An 18,880-nucleotide genomic window follows, 5' to 3' on the forward strand; every position below is an offset into this window, starting at 1 on the left:
AACCAACATCCCCATGTCGGATTATTTTACACAGCGAAATATCATCAATATTCACGCTGGAATATTGATAAAGAGTCTTATCCTTCTTGTCTTTTCGGTCAAATTCAGCTAGATGTATAAAGTTTTATTCCAGTTAATTACATCAGGAGCTTGTTAATTGAATCAAATCCCTTCCGGCAATGAGTCGTTAAGCGAACTTCTACGTGATATCCGGCGCACAGGAGCCGTTTCATTGCTCAACGGAGATCCAGTAACCATCCCGCAATGCCCGCCTCAGAACCTCGGCTCTCCGCAATTTTGCGCTGACCTTGGCATCCGCTACCCATACCTGGGAGGGTCAATGGCCAAGGGGATCAGTTCGGTGGAGATGGCTGTCGAACTGGGCAAGGCCGGGATGCTCGGTTTCTTCGGCGCTGCCGGACTGCCGCTGGCAACAGTTGAGTCGGCTATTGACCGGTTGCAGGCTTCCGGAGTGGCATACGGAATCAATCTGATCCACTCCCCCCAGGAACCTGACCTTGAGCAGGCGCTGGCAGAGTTATATATTCGCAAAGGGGTGAGACTGGTCGAGGCCTCGGCTTTCCTGTCCCTGTCCCTGCCCCTGGTCCGCTATCGACTGCACGGCATTCACCGCACTCCTGACGGTCAGATTGAGACGCCGAACCGGATCATTGCCAAGGTATCGCGGGAAGAGCTTGCGGTCCGTTTCTTTTCGCCACCCCCCGAAAAATTCCTTGCCCAGTTGGTTGCTGAGGGCACCATAACCGTTGAGCAGGCTGAAATGGCGGCCCAGATCCCCATGGCCCAGTATGTGACCGCTGAAGCAGACTCCGGCGGACATACCGACAATAGGCCCGCCATGGCACTGTTCCCGACAATCAGGTCAGTGGCCGCGCGCTTGCAGCAAGAGCATGGTTATGCGGTAAACCTCATGACCGGCCTTGGCGGCGGGATCGGCACTCCTCACGCTGCAGCTGCCGCATTTGCCATGGGTGCCGACTGGATAATGACCGGGTCGGTAAACCAGTCATGCGTAGAGTCCGGCACCTCCCAGGCTGTGCGCGAGATGCTGGCAGCCACCCGCCAGGCCGACGTGATCATGGCACCAGCAGCGGATATGTTCGAGATGGGGGTCACAGTACAGGTCCTCAAGCGTGGCACCATGTTCCCGATGCGGGCGGCCAAGCTGTACGAGATCTACCGCTCCTGTCCGGGGATAGACGATATTCCGGCTGCTGAGCGGGAAAAGCTGGAAAAAACCGTCTTCAGATCAACCATAGCCGAGGTCTGGCAGCAGACCCGCACCTATTTCCTGCAGCGGGACCCGCGACAGGTGGAGCGTGGTGACCGGGACCCGAAACACCGGATGGCCCTGGTATTCCGCTGGTATCTCGGCCAGGGCGCCCACTGGGCCAAGGATGGCGACTCTTCACGCACTGTAGATTACCAGGTCTGGTGCGGCCCGGCCATGGGGGCATTCAACGAATGGGTTGACGGAACCTTCCTGGCTGCCCCGGAAAACCGGCGGGTGGTTACGGTAGCTCAAAATATACTTTACGGCGCCGCGGTCCTGACCCGCGCCAACATCGTTCGCTGCCAGGGAGCCAGACTACCTGACGGGCTGACAAGCACGGAACCTTTAGAAGAAACCAAGCTCAAGGAGTATCTCAGGTGAGAACTGACGCTGCCAACACTGACACATGCAGGGACAACTCAGCACGGCTGGCAATAGTGGGAATCGGCTGCCTTTTCCCCAAAGCCGAAGACCAGACGACTTATTGGGCAAACATCCGCGAAGGGATCGATGCCATCACCGATATCCCCTCGACCCACTGGCGCGTGGAAGATTACTATTCACCTGACCAGAAGACCCCGGATTTTACCTACGGCAAACGTGGTGGCTTTCTCTCGCCACTCCAGTTCAACCCGCTGGAATTCAATATCCCTCCCAATACCCTTGAAGCGATCGACACCTCGCAACTGCTCGGTCTTGTCGCAGCCGGTCAGGCGCTCAAGGATGCAGGCTACGGCCCGGACCGCCAATATGACCGCAACCGGGTCAGCGTAATCCTCGGCGTGACCGGAACTCTGGAACTGGTGATACCCCTGGGGGCCAGGCTGGGCCACCCGCTCTGGAAAAAGGCCCTGAAAGAGGCCGGGGTGGAAGACGCCGTGGCAGAAGACGTGGTGCAGCGCATTTCCGACTCCTACGTCCCGTGGCAGGAGAACTCGTTTCCAGGGCTGCTCGGCAATGTGGTGGCAGGCCGGATCAGCAAGCAGTACGACCTGGGCGGGACCAACTGCGTGGTCGATGCCGCCTGCGCCAGCTCCTTCAGCGCGCTCCACCTTGCCAGCATGGAGCTTGCCACCGGCAAGTCGGACATGGTGGTAACCGGCGGGATCGACACCTTTAACGATATCTTCATGTATATGTGTTTCAGCAAGACCCCTGCCCTCTCGCCAACCGGCAACGCCAAGCCGTTCGACGCTTCCGGTGACGGCACTATTCTCGGCGAAGGGCTCGGCATAGTGGTCATCAAACGGCTGGCCGATGCCGAGCGCGACGGAGATCGCATCTACGCGGTGATCAAGGGGATAGGCTCGTCCAGCGACGGCAAAGGTGACGCTATCTATGCGCCAAGTGCCGGTGGCCAGAAAAAAGCATTGAAAAACGCCTACGAAAACGCCGGGGTGACCCCGCAAAGCATCGGGTTGCTGGAGGCACATGGCACCGGGACCAAGGTGGGAGACGGCGTGGAGGTTTCGGCACTGCGCGAGATCTATGGCGATTCTGACCAGCCATGGTGTGCCCTTGGTTCGGTAAAGTCGCAGATCGGCCACACTAAGGCGGCAGCAGGAGCCGCCGGTTTGATTAAAGCGGCGCTGGCGCTGCACCACAAAGTTATTCCCCCCACCATCAAAGTGACCAATCCGCTAGAAGAGGTAACAGGCGGCAAGACCCCTTTTTACCTGAATGCAGAGAAACGTCCCTGGCTATCTCCTAAAGGAGTGCCGAGACGCGCTGCGGTCAGCGCCTTTGGCTTTGGTGGCTCCAACTTTCATACCGTGCTGGAAGAGTACCTCCCGGAAAAAACCGCAATCGATTGGGATGGATCGGTCCAGATCCTAGCGTTTGCCGCATCAAACCGGAGCGAGCTGGAAGAGGTTCTGAGCGAATTCCCGACCGACCTCACCTGGGATGAGCTTCGTACCCGTGGCGCCAAGCTCCGCCTGGAGTTTGAGCCGTCGGCCCCCTGCCGCCTGGCGCTGGTGGTTGAGAAGGACCGCACCAGCCTGACCACCATGTTCGCCAATACCCAGGCCATGCTCCGCAGCAACCAGGCAGCCGCCTGGCAGACACCGGACGGCGCCTGTTTCTCCAGTGCCGCTGCAGGGGGCAAGACCGGGGTCGTCTTTCCGGGCCAGGGGTCTCAGTATCTCGGCATGCAGCGCGATCTGGCCTGTAGCTTTCCCGAGCTGTTCTCGGTCATCGCAGCCGCTGATGAGCGCTTTACTGCTCGCGGCACCAGCAGGCTTTCCGATTTTATCTATCCGCTGCAATCGTTCGGTGCCGATACCCGCGACCGGCAGGAATCAGAACTTCGCGCCACCGATGTTGCCCAACCGGCAATCGGCGCGGTTAGTCTTGGCTCCATGAGGCTGCTTGAAACATTCGGCATCGAGCCGGATGCCGTTGCCGGCCACAGCTACGGCGAACTGACGGCGCTATGCGTTGCCGGCGTCCTGGACGAGCCCTCGTTCCATGCGCTCTCTGGCCTCCGAGGGGCACTAATGGCCAGGGGTGACGGCGACCGGGGAAGCATGCTGGCCGTACCTGCTCCGTTGCCTGTTATTGAGGGGATCATTGCCGAGGAACATCTGGAACTGGTGATTGCCAACCGCAACTCACCAACTCAGGCGGTGCTATCCGGGAGCAGCGCAGAGATCGATCGCGCTTGCGCGGCATTCGCTGCGAGGAAGCTCCAGACCAAGAAACTGCCGGTGGCAGCGGCATTTCACAGCCCGCTGGTCGCCGACGCGGCAGAACCGTTCCTTGAGGCGCTCTCCGCCATTGACCTGAACCCGGCAAGAATTGCCGTATATGCCAACACTAGCGGCGACATCTATCCTTCTGCGCCAGCAGAGGCCAAGACTCTGCTGGCAAACCAGCTGGCCAAACCAGTGGAGTTTGTCGCAGAAATCGAGGCCATGTACAGTGCCGGAATCCGCACCTTCATCGAAGTCGGGCCTGGCACCCGTCTCACCGGCCTGATCAAGGCGATCCTCGGCGACCGGGAGCATGTTTCCGTTGCGCTCGACTCATCCAACGGCAAGCGGACAGGCATTGCCGATCTCGCCCGCCTACTGGCCCAGCTTGCGGTATACGGTCACCAGTTGAAACTGACTGCCTGGGATGCCGATTATCGGCCGCCGGCAACAGCAAGTGGCAAAAAACCGGCCATGACCGTGCCCATCTGCGGCGCCAATTATGTAAAACCCAAGGCAAAACGGCCGCCTGTCGCCCCGAGGACTTTTGCTCAAGGGCACACGGCGCCGGCTGTGCCAAACAGCGCTGCCCAGCAGCCAATCGTGCCTGCTCCTTCACCGCAGGCACCCAGGGAAAGCGTTGCGGAGTCGCTCCGCGTTGCCCGCGAAAGCATGGCGGTACTGCAGAAGATGCAGGAAGACACGGCACGCCTGCACCAGCGTTTTCTCGAAGGCCAGGAAGCGGCGAGCAGAACCTTGCAGATGCTTCTGGCCCAACAGCACAATCTTCTCAACAGCGGCAGCGTGCCTTATGTCGCTCCTGCTGCTCCGCCAAGCTTCGCACTGCCGGAGCCACCAGTAATGCCGCCGGTGCAACCAGCGCCAATAGCCATTACTCCGGCGCAACCACTGCCTGTACCAACGGTTGGCGCCACAGATCAAGTCTCCAAGACGCTCCTCGCCGTAGTCAGCGAGAAAACCGGCTATCCCGAAGAGATGCTGGAAATGGAGATGGGGCTGGATTCGGATCTCGGCATTGACTCGATTAAACGGGTCGAGATCCTTTCGGCCTTGCAGGAACGGCTTCCCGGAGCGCCGGTCATCGGCCCCGAACATTTGGGCACCCTGCACACCCTGGGCGAAATCGCCCGGCACCTGGGTGCAGGCGAAGCGTCTGCAGCACCCGTTGTTCAGGCAGCGCCAGCAGCCTCCGCCAATAATATCACCGAGACCCTGCTCACCGTGGTCAGCGAGAAAACCGGCTATCCGGTGGAGATGCTGGAACTCGGCATGGGGCTGGATTCTGACCTCGGCATTGACTCGATCAAGCGGGTCGAGATCCTTTCCACCCTGCAGGAGCGGCTCCCCGGAGCGCCGGTCATCGGCCCGGAACACCTGGGGACACTGCATACCCTGGGTGAGATCGCCACGCACCTTGGATCAGGAGCACCCACGAATATCGTGACTGCTCCCAGCCCGGCGCCAACTCCTTCTTCGACTGTTGTTACCGACGCCCTGCTGGCCGTGGTCAGCGACAAGACCGGCTACCCGGTCGAGATGCTGGAACTCGGCATGGGGCTGGATTCTGATCTCGGCATCGATTCCATCAAGCGGGTCGAGATTCTCTCCGCCTTACAGGAGCGACTGCCGCAAGCACCCGTCATCGGCCCGGAACATCTGGGTACGCTCCACACCCTCGGCGAGATCGCCAACTTTCTCGGAGCAGGAACGGTCTCCGTGGCACCGGCTCCGGAAGCAGCCGCTGCCGTATCGGCACCGACAGCTTCAGTAGATATTGCCGGGACTCTCCTCTCCGTGGTTAGTGACAAGACCGGCTATCCGGTGGAGATGCTGGAACTCGGCATGGGGCTGGATTCTGACCTCGGCATCGACTCGATCAAGCGGGTCGAGATCCTTTCGACCCTCCAGGAGCGGCTCCCCGAGGCACCGGTCATCGGCCCCGAACATCTGGGAACACTGCACACCCTGGGGGAAATTGTCCAGCACCTGCAGGGGGGTCTCGCGGTGAACCAGGATGCCCCGGCAGCGGCACCGAAGCCTGTCAATTCCCTGCCTTCAGCTGCCGCTACCGCAGCAACCGTTGTTAACCGGAGCGCCATCGTGCCGGTGCAGCTCCAGCCGGCATCGGAAAAACTGGAAGTCGCCCCTGGCGGCGAATTCTGGATAACCGACAACGGTTCGCAATTCCCCCGAGAACTCGCCTCTAACCTGAGAAGCCGCGGCCATGCGGTACGGATGATTGCTCCCGGCGATTCGATTGACAACCTCCCGGACTCGGAACTCTCAGGCCTGGTTGTCTGTGCTCCATCAACCGGCACCAGCGACAGTTTTATCGAAGAATCGTTCCTGTTGCTGCGCAAGGCATCACTTTCGCTGCGGCGTGCAGGTTCATCCGGCGGCGCTATTTTCGTCACCGTGTCCCGGCTGGACGGCAAATTCGGCTGCGGGGCCGGCACCACCCTGATTGACCCGCTTTCCGGCGGTCTTGCCGGTCTCTCCAAGACAGCATCCAGGGAGTGGCCGGAAGTATCGTGCAAAGCGATAGATCTCGGGAGCTTCTCCAACGAGGCGGCGGCAGCCGGGGCAGTTGCCGAAGAGATCTTCTCGTCCGGCCCGGTCGAAGTCGGCCTGACCCCCAAGGGCAGAACCTCCCTTTCCCTGGCCGAACTCCCTCAGTTGCCACCGGCTGAAGGCGCCACCTTGAACCAGGGAGAAGTAGTTATCGTTACCGGCGGCGGCCGCGGAGTGACTGCCGCCACGGCCATCGCTCTGGCAGAGGCTTTCAGGCCCCATCTGGTGCTGCTCGGCAGGAGCCCGGAACCGTCAATTGAGCCGGAGTGGCTGTCACAGCTTGGCGACGAAGCAGGGATCAAGCGCGCCATACTCAAACACGCCGGTGAGAAGCTGTTCCCCAAAGAGGTCGAGGAGCGTTACCGTTCGATCATTGCCGGACGGGAGCTGAAAGAGACCATTGCCAGGATAGAGGCAAGCGGCGCCACGGTCAGCTACCGGTCGCTCGATATCCGCGACAAGAAAGAGATAACGCCGCTACTTGACGAGATCCGGCGCAAGCATGGCAGGATCCGCGGCATTGTCCACGGCGCCGGGGTGCTTGCCGACCGCCTGATAACCGACAAAACCCGGGAACAGTTCTCCCAGGTTTACTCGACCAAGGTTGCGGGATTGCGTGCCCTGCTCGATGCCACGGCAAAAGACGACCTCAGGTTCATAGCCCTGTTCGGCTCAACCACCGGCCGCTTTGGCCGTACCGGTCAGGTCGACTACGCCGTTGCCAATGAAGTGCTCAACAAGCTGGCCCAGGTCGAGGCCCGGCGCCGGCCGGGATGCCGAACCGTCTGCATCAACTGGGGCCCCTGGGATGGCGGCATGGTCACCAATTCCCTGAAAAAGGTATTCAGTGACGAAGGGATCGCCCTCATCGGCCTCAAAGAAGGAAGTGAACTTCTGATCCGCGAGATTGCTGCTGCGGATGCCCCGGTGGAAGTGGTGGCACTGGCCGGAGGCAAGACCGTTCCCCAGGCAAAACCTGCTTCGCCACGGGTCAAACCCCTTTCCGAAGCGCTTGCCATCACCTTGAACGTCAATAACTATCCGTTCCTCAAATCCCACGTCATTGACGGCAAGGCAGTGCTACCGATGGCGGTCATCGTCGAGTGGCTCGCCCACGGCGCCCTGCACAGTAACCCCGGCCTCCGCTTTCATGGCTTCAACGATCTGCGCATCTTCAAGGGGGTGATCTTCGACGGCAGTGCGCCGTGCAACCTCCGGATACTGGCAGGCAAGGTCGAAAAGAAGGAATCGTTCCACCTGGTGCCAATCGAGCTGCACAGCAGTTCGGCCAACGGCCAGGACCAGCTTCATGTGCGGACCGAGATCGTACTGGCTACCCGTCTTCCCGAAGGTATCCGCTCCATTGCCGAGCTGCCGGCCACCCCATTCGTGCCCCACAACGGGGTCATCTATGACAAGGACCGGCTGTTCCACGGTCCGGACCTGCAGGGGATCGAAGAGGTCGAGTGCTGTTCGCCGAAAGGGATCTCAGCCATGGTCAAAGGCGCGCCGCAACCGGCCAGCTGGATCAGCCAGCCACTGCGGAACAGCTGGCTGACCGATCCGCTGGTGATGGACTGCGCCTTCCAGATGATGATCCTCTGGAGCTTTGATCGTACCGGGGCAGGGTCACTCCCCACTTTCGCCGGGAGATATCGCCAGTTCAGCGAGGCATTCCCGCGCGACGGCGCCCATGTCATGATCCGCGTCACCGAGGTTCACGAGCATTCGGCCACTGCCGACATCGAGTTCTTGGACCGCCAGACCGGCAAGCTCATCGCCCGGATGGAAGGATACGAATGCGTTATCGACCCGTCCTTGCAGAAAGCGTTTCAGCGTAACCAGCTGCACCAGCTCGGCGTAGCATGAAAAACGCACGCGGTTCTTCAGTCGCCATTGTCGGCATCGGGGGAATATACCCGGACGCCCACGATCTCGGCCGGTTCTGGGACAACATCAGCAACGCCAGGAGTGCGGCCCGGGAGGTCCCCGACGGACGCTGGCAGATCCCCGTTGACGTGGCCTATGACCCGGAGGTAGGAAAACCGGACCACGTCTATTCCCGCCGCGGCTGCTTTATCAACGAGATCCCGCCATTGGCCGATCTTTCAGGTCTTGCCATTGACACGGCCCTTCTGGCCGATCTGGACCCGCTGTTTCATCTGCTGCTCCACGCCGGCAAGCGCGCCTTTGATGACGCAATCACCGAAAAGCTGAACCGCGACCGGATCGGGGTGATTATCGGCAACCTGGCGCTGCCCAGCGAGAAATCCACTCTCCTTACCCGCCAATGGCTCGGAAAGAGCTTCGAAGAAGCGCTTCTCGGCACCAGCAGCGATGCTGTGGCCACCGATCCCCTCAACCGCTACGTTGCCGGACTTCCGGCCGGAATACTCGCCCATGCCCTCGGGCTGGGCGGCGGCAGTTTCACCCTCGACGCCGCCTGCGCTTCCTCACTCTATGCCGTAAAACTCGCCATGGACGAACTCCTGGAAGGCCGTTGCGATGCCATGCTCACCGGCGGTCTCTCCCGTCCCGACCCGCTCTATACCCAGATGGGGTTTTCTCAGCTTCGGGCGCTTTCCAAAAAGGGGATATGCGCCCCCTTCGATGCAACCGGCGACGGTCTGGTCGTGGGCGAAGGGGCCGGGATCTTCCTGCTCAAGCGGACCGAGGATGCCGTTGCCCATGGCGACAGGATCTACGGGGTAATCCGCGCCGTGGGCGTGGCAAACGATGTTGGCGGCAGCCTGCTGGCCCCAATGTCCGAAGGTCAGCTCAGGGCGATGCGTGCCGCCTATGCCAAGGCCGGCTGGTCGCCGTCCGATGTGGACCTGATTGAGTGTCACGCCACCGGTACCCCGGTCGGTGACGCCACCGAGGTAGCAAGCCTCCGGGAATTATGGAGCGAGAGCGCTGCTGAGCCTGGCCGGTGCGTCATCGGTTCCGTAAAATCCAATATCGGCCACCTCCTGACCGCGGCTGGTGCCGCAGCGCTCACCAAGGTGCTGCTCTCGATGCAGCAGGAGACGCTCCCGCCTACCGCCGGCTTTAACGCCCCGCAACCCGGCATGGAGCTGGACAACTCCCCGTTCACGGTTCTGAAAGAGCAAGCGGCCTGGAACCGCAGGAGAGAGGGGGTTCCCAGGCGAGCGGCGGTGAGCGCCTTCGGTTTCGGCGGGATCAACGCCCACCTCCTGGTGGAGGAATGGCTGCCGGAAACCGAAATTCAGACAAACCAGACAACGAACAGCGATAACCGGCCACTTATTGCGGTAGTCGGCATGGATGCCCGGTTCGGCCCCTGGTCGTCTCTCAGGTCCTATCAGGAGCGGGTTCTTGGCCATGACAGCTCGATGCAGCCGACCCCGCCGACCAACTGGTGGGGTGCCCAGAACAACCAATGGTTCAAGAATGAGGGGCTGGAGTCCACCCCTTTTGCCGGGTTCTTCCTGGGTGATGTCCAGGTGCCGACTGAAAAGTTCCGGATTCCGCCGAGGGAGATGGAGGAAATGCTCCCGCAGCAGCTGGTGATGCTGCAGTCTGCCGCCGCTGCCATGGAGGACGCCGGACTCGACCGCGACGATAACCTCAACAGTTCCGTTCTGATCGGCATTGCCCTTGACCTGAACAGCACCAACTTCAGCTACCGCTGGTCCCTGGCCGAACGGGCCAAAGGTTGGGCTGTCAAGGCCGGTAGCGAAATCTCTGCCGGTGACATGGCAGAATGGACCAAGAGCCTGCGCGATGCCGCCGGTCCTGCGCTGACCGCTAACCGGACCATGGGCGCCCTTGGCAGCGTTGTTGCCAGCCGGATCGCCAGGGAGTTCCGGGTCGGCGGACCCAGTTTCACCATCTCCAGCGAGGAGAACTCCGGAATCAAGGCCCTGGAGACTGCGGTCAGGCTGTTGCAAAAGGGAGAAACCGACCGTGCTCTGGTGGGTGCCGTTGACATGGCTGGTGATATCCGTGCCGTACTGGGTCACCACGCAGTCAGGCCGCTCTCCCGTTCGGGTCGGGGCGTTCCGTTTGATGCCCAGGCAGACGGCAGCCTGATCGGCGAAGGCGCAGCCGCAGTAGTTTTGAAGAGACTGGAAGATGCCGAGAGGGATGGCGACAGAATTTATGCGGTAATCCGTGGCATCGGTTCCAGCAGCGGCACCACGCTGTTGCCCGGCAGCGACGCTTACTGCCGCGCAGTAGAGATGGCCTATCGGGATGCCGGTGCCGGCTCATCCGTGGATTACCTGGAGGCTGCTGCCAGCGGCCACCCGGCAGAGGACCGGATGGAGGCCAAGGCCCTGGCCGCCCTGTTTGCCAAAACAAAGGGAACAACGCCCCGCAGATGCTCAATATCATCGGTCAAGGGTGATATCGGCCATTGCGGCGCGGCATCCGGCCTGGCGTCATTCGTCAGGGGCTGCCTGGCGCTCTATCAGGAGATCATCCCCGGATGCCGTGGAATAGAAGCGCCTGCCGCGGAACTCTCAGCCATCCAGCAACTTACCCTTCCAGACTCCCCGCGATACTGGCTGCGCAACAGGGCCGATGGCCCGCGTCGAGCGGGGATATCTTCTTTCAGCATTGACGGCAGCTGCAGCCATCTGATCCTGGAGGGGTGGGAAAGGCTTCCAACACAGGCAGAACAGGAGCGGATCGCCCCTACCGGCAGGCTGAACGAATACCTGTTTGCGGTTGCCGGCGAAAACGGTTCAGAGCTGCATCAGGAATTAGAGCTGCTCAAAAAACGGTGCAGCGCTGCCGCTGACCTGGAGCTACCCTCCCTGGCCCGGCAATGTTATGAGCGGCTGACAGCAAAAGGCGACCAACCACGCGCCGTTGCCCTTGTCGCCAGGACGGTAGAGGAGTTGAACGCACTGGTCGATCTCGGCATCGAGTCGGTGTTATCCGGTAAAGAAGCGCCCATAACCCATCCAGCACTGCGCGACCGGCTGTTCTATTCGACCAGGCCGCTCGGCAGGGACAGCAAAATAGCCTTTGTCTTCCCCGGCTCCGGCAACCACTTCCCCGCGATGGGTCTGGAACTCTCCTCCCGCTGGCCGGCTATCTATCGCCGCCAGGACAGCGAGAACCAGCGCCTGCGCGACCAGTTCCGGCCCGAACTGTTCTGGAGCGGCGCACCGTTAGATGAACTCAATAACGACCATAAGGCGGTCATCTTCGGTCAGGTGGCCACTGGTTGCGCCGTGAGCGACATTGTCCGGAGTTTCGGCGTAGAGCCACAGTCGGTGATCGGCTACAGCCTGGGAGAATCGGCCGGGCTGTTCGCCCTCCGCGCCTGGAAGGATCGGGACCTGATGTTCTCCCGGATGAACGCCTCCACCCTGTTCACCAGGGATCTTGCCGGAGAGTGCCGGGCAGCCAGGAAGGCCTGGGGACTCCCTGATGGCAAGGAGGTCGCCTGGAGCATCGGCGTGGTTGAGGCGACGGCCCGTGAGGTGCGCCATGCCCTGCGGACCACGGCCCATGTCTACCTGTTGATCGTCAACACCCCGGACGAGTGCGTCATCGGCGGCGATGCCAAGGGCGTCAAGCGGATGGTCGCTATGCTCGGCTGCCGCTTTCACCCCCTGGCCGGAGTCACCACGGTCCACTGCGAGGTGGCAAAGGAAGTTGCGGAGCCGTATCACGACCTGCATCTCTTCAACACCAAGGCTCCTGCCAATATCACCTTCTACAGCGGCGCCAGGGGCCGTTCCTACGACGTGACCCGCGACAGCGCGGCCGACGCCATCCTGGCCCAGGCGGTCGAAGGGATCGATTTCCCGGCAGTGGTCAACTCGGCCTATGATGCCGGAGTGCGGCTGTTCCTGGAGATGGGGCCGGGCAGTTCCTGCAGCAGGATGATCTACCGAATCCTGGAGGGGCGCCCCCATCTGGCTCGTTCAGCCTGTTACCAGGGTCAGGACGCGGCATCGCTTGTAGTCCGGATGCTGGCCAATCTGGTTAGCGAGCGAGTGGCGCTTGATCTGGCCCCGCTTTTTCAAGAACCAGCGATCCGTACAGCATCAACGTCGACCGGCTCTGTTGTGCAGCTTGTCATCGGCGGCAAACCGTTTAGCCCGCCCAAACAACCTCAAGGCAAACCAGCGCCTGCTGTCCGGCAACCGGTGGCTGCTAAGCCGACACTATCGGTTGCGCCGCAAGAGCCTCCTCGGATTCCGGCATCACAAGTCGCTGAACCGACCCACGATCCGCTACTCCGCGAGCTGGCAGCGTCCCAGGAAGCGCAGATCAAGGCACACGAGGCCTTTCTCCGGTTGAGCGACTCCCTTGCCAAATCCATGGCCGATGCCATTGCCTTGCAGATGTCCCTGCAGGACGAACCTGGTGGTGAGCTCCCCATGGAAGCCCCGGCAATGCCGGCAGTTGCCCCTGCCCCGCTGTCAACACCGGCAAAAAAAGCAGTATTTGACCGGGAGCTCTGCCTGGAATTTGCCCGCGGGTCCGTTGCCAAGATGCTCGGCCCTTCTTTCAGCGAGGCCGACACCTTCCCGACCCGGGTCCGGCTCCCGGACGAGCCGCTGATGCTGGTGGACCGGATCGTTACCCTTGAAGGGGAAGCCAGATCCATGACCAACGGCCGAGTGGTCACCGAACACGACATCCACCCAGGCGCCTGGTACCTGGATGGCGGCCGGATACCGACCTGCATCGCCGTGGAAGCAGGTCAGGCCGACCTGTTCCTTTCCGGCTATCTCGGCATCGATTTCATCACCCGCGGCCTGGCGGTCTACCGGCTGCTGGACGCGGTGGTCACCTTTCACCGCGGGCTGCCGGGACCGGGCGACACCATCCATTACGACATCCGGATCGAGCGGTTCTTCCGCCAGGGGGACACCTGGCTGTTCCGTTTCCGGTTCGACGCCACGGTCAACAACGAACCGCTGCTCACCATGCGCGACGGTTGTGCCGGTTTCTTCTCCGAGGAAGAGCTGGCAGCCGGCAAGGGGATCGTCCGCCCGGCCCTTGACCTCCGCCCCACATCCGGCATCCGCCCTGCGGACTGGCAGGAGCTGGTGCCGATGGCACGGGAGAGCTACAGCGCCGGGCAGCTGGACCGTCTCCGGCAGGGGGACCTGGCAGGCTGCTTCGGTGACCGGTTCGCCGGACTCGCCATTTCCGACCCCCTGACCATACCGGGCAACCTGATGCGGCTGGTGCACCGGGTGAACGAGATTGACCCGACCGGCGGCAGGTACGGCCTGGGGATCATCCGCGCTGAAGCTGATATCAAGCCGGACGACTGGTTCCTCACCTGCCATTTCGTCGATGACCGGGTCATGCCCGGCACCCTGATGTACGAATGCTGCATGCACACCCTCCGGATCTTCCTACTCAGGATGGGCTGGGTGGCAGAGGCAGAACGCTCCGTGTGGGAGCCGGTTCCGGGCATCGCCAGCGGGCTCCGCTGCCGCGGCCAGGTACTGGAAACAACCAAAGTGGCCGGGTACGAGGTCAGCATCCGCGAGCTCGGCTATGGTCCGGAGCCGTACGCCATCTGCGATGCCCTGATGTATGCCGATGGCCGCCCGATCGTCGAGATCACCAACATGTCGGTCCGGCTCACCGGCACCACTCAAGAGCAGTTGGCGGCATTGTGGAGCGCACCTGCTGCAGATATCACAAAGCCTGCCATCTACACCAAGGAACAGATCCTTGCCTACAGCAACGGCAAACCGTCGCTAGGGTTCGGCGAGCCGTACCGGATCTTCGACTCCGGCCGGAAGATCGCCCGGCTCCCTGGCCCACCGTTCCAGTTCATGGACCGGATAACCGGGCTGGCCGGGGAACCATGGCAGATGACCGCCGGTGCCATGGCCGAAGCCCAATACGATCTGCCAGCTGATGCCTGGTTTTTTACTGCAGAGCGGCAACCGGCCATGCCGTTCGCCGTGCTGCTTGAGGCAGCGCTCCAGCCCTGCGGCTGGCTGGCCGCCTATGTCGGCTCGGCCCTCACTTCGCCGGTAGATCTGTCCTTCCGCAATCTGGGAGGGAGCGCCATCCAGCACCGGCCGGTGACGCCTGACAGTGGCACCCTCACTGCGGTTGCCACCATGAAGAAGGTTGCCACCAGTGGCGGCATGATCATCCAGGAATTCGATTTCAGTGTGGCCGACCGCAGCGGGCTCGTCTACAACGGCGAGACCATGTTCGGTTTCTTCTCCAGAGAGGCGCTGGCCAACCAGGTCGGCATCCGCGACGCCAATCCGTATCAGCCCACTGCTGCCGAGCTTGATCGAGGCAGTTCTCTCCCCTACCCTGAACAGCCGCCGTTCCCGGAAAAAACTTTGCGGATGATCGACCGGATCGAGCTGTTCGTCCCTGACGGTGGACCGGCAGGGCTTGGCTACATCCGCGGCATCAAAGATGTCGATCCTGACGAATGGTTCTTCAAGGCCCACTTTTTCGAAGACCCGGTGACCCCCGGCTCGCTCGGCCTCGAATCGTTCCTGCAACTGCTCAAATATGCTGCCCATGAACGTTTCGGCATGCCGAAAGCCGCTGTCATCGCCCTTGGCGCAAGGCACCGCTGGCTGTACCGCGGCCAGATCGTTCCAAGCAACAGCCGCGTTACTGTGGAGGCCTGGATCACCGCAACCGATGAGCAGGCACGCACCCTGACCGCCGACGGGTTCCTGTCGGTCGATGGCAAAATGATCTACCAGATGAACCAGTTCACTGTAGTTGTGGAGTAGAAACGGATGAAGTATTCCAAGGTTTTCATAGAGTCCCTCGGCTACGAACTCGGGCCGGTGGTGGTCACATCGTCGGAACTGGAAGCTCGGCTGGAGCCGCTTTACAAGGCACTCCGCTTCATTCCGGGCCAGTTGCAGGCACTTACCGGCATCCGCGAGCGGCGCTGGTGGGAACCGGGCTATCCGCTCTCCAAAGGGGCGATCGCTGCGGCCAAAAAGGCGCTTCATTCGAGCGGGGTTTCCCCAGCCGATATCGGCGCGCTGATCTACACCGGAGTCTGCCGGGAGCAGTTCGAGCCGGCCACTGCCTGCAAAGTGGCTGCCGGGCTCGATATAAAAGGAAACTGCGCCATCTTCGATATCTCCAACGCCTGCCTCGGGGTGCTGAACGGCATCCTGGAGGTGGCCAACCGGATTGAACTCGGCCAGATCAGGGCCGGGCTGGTGGTATCCTGCGAAAGCGCCCGTGAGATCAACGACATCATGATCGCCGCCATGCTGGAGGAACGGAGCATGGAGCATTTTGCCGTATCCCTGGCAACCCTTACCGGTGGCTCCGGTGCTGTGGCGGTGCTGCTTAGCGACGGTTCGTTTTCGGGTGCGGAAAAGCGGAGGCTGGTCGGCGGGGTTACCCAGGCAGCCCCGGAACACCACGATCTATGCCTCTGGGGGGTGACCCCTGATGGCCGGGGCGGCTACAGCCAGTCGATGCGCACCGACGCGGTGAGTGTCATGAATTTCGGGGTGGAACTGGGCCGCAGGACCTGGGCCGCGCTGCTCCACGAGCTGAAATGGCAGACCGCCGAAGTGGACCGGATCATCTGCCACCAGGTCGGTTCGGCCCACCAGAGCGCCATCCTCAAGACCCTGGGAATACCTGATGACCGGGACTTCACCACCTTTGAATACCTGGGGAACATGGGGACCGTGTCGCTGCCGCTGACCATGGCAGTAGCCGAGGAGCGCGACATGCTGGAACCGAGGCAGAAAGTCGCCCTGCTGGGGATCGGCAGCGGCTTGAACTGTTTAATGTTAGGAGTCCAGTGGTGACAACCGCTTTCAAAGCCGAATACCCCTTTACCAGCAACTACCTCGACCTCGACGGCCTCCGCTACCACTACCTCGACGAGGGGAACGGGCCGCCGGTGGTCATGGTCCATGGCAACCCGTCCTGGTCGTTCTACTACCGCAACCTGGTGCTGGCGCTCCGGGGCAGCCGGCGCTGTATCGTGCCGGACCATATCGGCTGCGGCCTCTCGGACAAGCCTGGTGACGACCGTTACGACTACACCCTCTCCCGCCGGGTGAACGATCTCAACCGCTTGATCGACCATCTCGACCTGCAGGAGAAGATCACCCTGGTGGTGCATGACTGGGGCGGAATGATCGCCATGGCCTGGGCAATTCTCCACCCGGAGCGGATCGAGCGGATCGTGGTGCTGAATACCGGCGCCTTCCACCTCCCGGAAGAGAAACCGTTTCCTCTGGGGTTGCGCATCTGCCGCGATACCGTTATCGGCACCCTGCTGGTGCGCGGCTGCAACGCCTTTGCCAGGGGCGCGGCCAGGGTCGGCTGCAAACGGAACCCGATGACTCCGGAACTGCAGCGTCTCTACTGCCTCCCCTACGACTCATGGCAGAACCGGATCGCCACTCTCCGCTTCGTGCAGGATATCCCGCTGACACCCGGAGACAAGGGATATGACATCGTCTCTGCCGTGTCTGAAGGTATTGCCCAATTCCAAGAGCTGCCGATGCTGATCGTCTGGGGCGAGCTGGATTTCGTTTTCGACCGCCATTTCCTGGCTGAGTGGCAGCAACGCTTCCCCAATGCCGAGGTCCACTCCTACCCCGACTGCGGCCACTACATCCTCGAAGACGCCAAGGACGAGGTCGTGCCGTTGATTGCTGAATTCATCCAGAGATCCGCCTGAAGCTGCTGAACTCACCTGTCTGATCGCCGAGCTGGTTGATTCCATAGCCGACGGTGGCAGGCTATCGAAGTGCCTCCTCGACACTTTTGTAGAGACCGGGGATATCCCCTTTGCAGATATAGCCCTGAACTCCATGATCTGTAGCCAAGGCTCTCAGTATCCCTTCATCGTTGGAAGAGTAGAAGAGTATTGGTATCCGCCGCTCCCTGCACCACGGCTTGATAAGAGTAACCAGGTTTTCACCGGAAAGAGCCGGCATGTTGACGTCAAGCAGCACCAGATCTGGTTGCACGCTCTTCACGTAGTTGGTTGCTCCGAATGACCCCTGATAAGTCACCACCTCAAGCGCTCCGCTCTCCAACAACGCTTTGCTGGTATAGAGATGAAGTTCTTCATCATCGATTATCAATACCTTTTTTTTATCCTGCATTGCTCTCCCCTTTATTTAATGGTGTCGCATCGGTGCGGAAACGATAAATCGGGTTCCCTTGCCCCGAGCGCTGGTAACTGTAATTTCTCCCCCAATGAGCCTGGTGAGGTTTCGGCTGATTGCCAACCCGAGTCCCGTCCCTACATGGGTTTTAACTGCTGGATCCTCGAGCTGGCCGAAAGGGGTAAAAAGCAAATGGAGGTCTTTCTGATCGATACCAATACCGGTATCGCTTACTTCAATTTCAAATTGTTCGTCGCTAACGGCGAGTGCAATGTCAATGGCCCCTTCGTCGGTAAATTTTGCCGCATTGCTGGTAAGATTCGTGATGATCTGTCGCAGTTTGATCGGATCGGACATGACGTTAACCGGACAGTCCGGTCCGTTGACAGTGACGATGACCGGCTTGTCCCCCACAAGGATACGGGTAGTCTCCGCAATCTCGCTCAAAAGCGGCATGACATCGATAGCCTGAAACGTCACCTCCATTTTCCCCGCTTCGATCTTGGACAGATCAAGGATGTTGGTTATGATCCCCCTCAGGTTGGTTGCAGTGGTCAGCATAAGCGAGAGACGCTCCCGTACCTGTTCGAGCGATCCCTTGCCGGCCGCAATCCTCAAGAGCTCGGCCAGCCCAACAATGGCGTTCACCGGAGAGCGGAGTTCATGGGTGACATTGGCAAGAAATTGGGTTTTGATTTGGTTGAGCCTTTCAAGTTCCTCAGCACGGGCCGTTGCAATCTCTTTAAGCAGTACACTTCTACTCAGGGCATTACCCTGCTGGGTCACCAACTGCTTGACCGACAGTATCCCCAGGTAGTAACCGTCACCGTCAGTTACAATGATCTCGTCGTAAATATCCTTCGGCTGGCGGGCAAATGCCTTCTCAATAACCATTTCAAGAGCCTCGTCCCGAAAAACCGTCAGCGGGACCGAGTCGGCTATGCCTATGATCGGATGTCGCGCATGGAGTTCGTAGCCGAACCTTTTTGAGAGGGTATAGAACAGCTTCATCCGTGTAATCAATCCAACCGGCCTGTTCCCATCAACCACTGCCATGGCATCCAAAAGAGGATTACTGGAAAACCAGTCGTACACGCTGCTCACAACAACCTGAGGCTGCACCTGATCACGACAGATGATCAAATCGCCGGCAACAGATGCCATGCTCTCAGCATCTACCATGCAATCCCCCTTGCCACTAACCACCTATGCGC

The 18,880-nt window shown here is 60.7% G+C and carries 7 protein-coding genes; 5 read left to right on the forward strand and 2 right to left on the reverse strand.

Features of this window, described 5'->3' with window-relative positions:
• Nucleotides 1-157 precede the first annotated feature (157 nt).
• From KI809_RS08265 to KI809_RS08285, 5 genes are read left to right on the forward strand one after another with little or no spacing between them, the layout of a single operon-like run.
• Nucleotides 158-1,675 carry a PfaD family polyunsaturated fatty acid/polyketide biosynthesis protein gene (locus KI809_RS08265; RefSeq protein ID WP_214171084.1) on the forward strand — a complete coding sequence of 506 codons (1,518 nt, stop codon included), beginning with the start codon at nucleotides 158-160 and terminating at the stop codon, nucleotides 1,673-1,675.
• Entirely contained in the window at nucleotides 1,672-8,448 is a 6,777-nt protein-coding gene (locus tag KI809_RS08270; RefSeq protein ID WP_214171085.1) for a type I polyketide synthase, read from the forward strand. The genes KI809_RS08265 and KI809_RS08270 overlap by 4 nt, the downstream gene beginning before the upstream one ends.
• Entirely contained in the window at nucleotides 8,445-15,299 is a 6,855-nt protein-coding gene (locus tag KI809_RS08275) for a beta-ketoacyl synthase N-terminal-like domain-containing protein (RefSeq protein WP_214171086.1), read from the forward strand. The genes KI809_RS08270 and KI809_RS08275 overlap by 4 nt, the downstream gene beginning before the upstream one ends.
• 6 nt (nucleotides 15,300-15,305) lie before the next feature.
• Entirely contained in the window at nucleotides 15,306-16,349 is a 1,044-nt protein-coding gene (locus tag KI809_RS08280) for a 3-oxoacyl-ACP synthase III (RefSeq protein WP_214171087.1), read from the forward strand.
• Nucleotides 16,346-17,233 (forward strand): alpha/beta fold hydrolase, encoded by an 888-nt coding sequence (locus tag KI809_RS08285; RefSeq protein ID WP_337833293.1) that lies wholly within the window; start codon nucleotides 16,346-16,348, stop codon nucleotides 17,231-17,233. Before KI809_RS08280 ends, KI809_RS08285 begins: the two co-directional genes overlap by 4 nt.
• 61 nt (nucleotides 17,234-17,294) lie before the next feature.
• Here KI809_RS08285 and KI809_RS08290 read toward each other — a convergent pair whose 3' ends face one another.
• Both KI809_RS08290 and KI809_RS08295 read right to left on the reverse strand, forming a co-directional pair.
• The gene (locus tag KI809_RS08290) at nucleotides 17,295-17,663 is read right to left on the reverse strand and encodes a response regulator (RefSeq protein WP_214171088.1); all 369 of its coding nucleotides are present in this window, start codon (nucleotides 17,661-17,663) and stop codon (nucleotides 17,295-17,297) included.
• A 15-nt stretch (nucleotides 17,664-17,678) separates the two neighbouring features.
• On the reverse strand, nucleotides 17,679-18,848 hold the full coding sequence (locus tag KI809_RS08295; RefSeq protein WP_214171089.1) for a sensor histidine kinase: 1,170 nt from the start codon (nucleotides 18,846-18,848) through the stop codon (nucleotides 17,679-17,681).
• Nucleotides 18,849-18,880: the final 32 nt, after the last annotated feature.

Source organism: Geoanaerobacter pelophilus, from assembly GCF_018476885.1.
Lineage (GTDB): Bacteria > Desulfobacterota > Desulfuromonadia > Geobacterales > DSM-12255 > Geoanaerobacter > Geoanaerobacter pelophilus.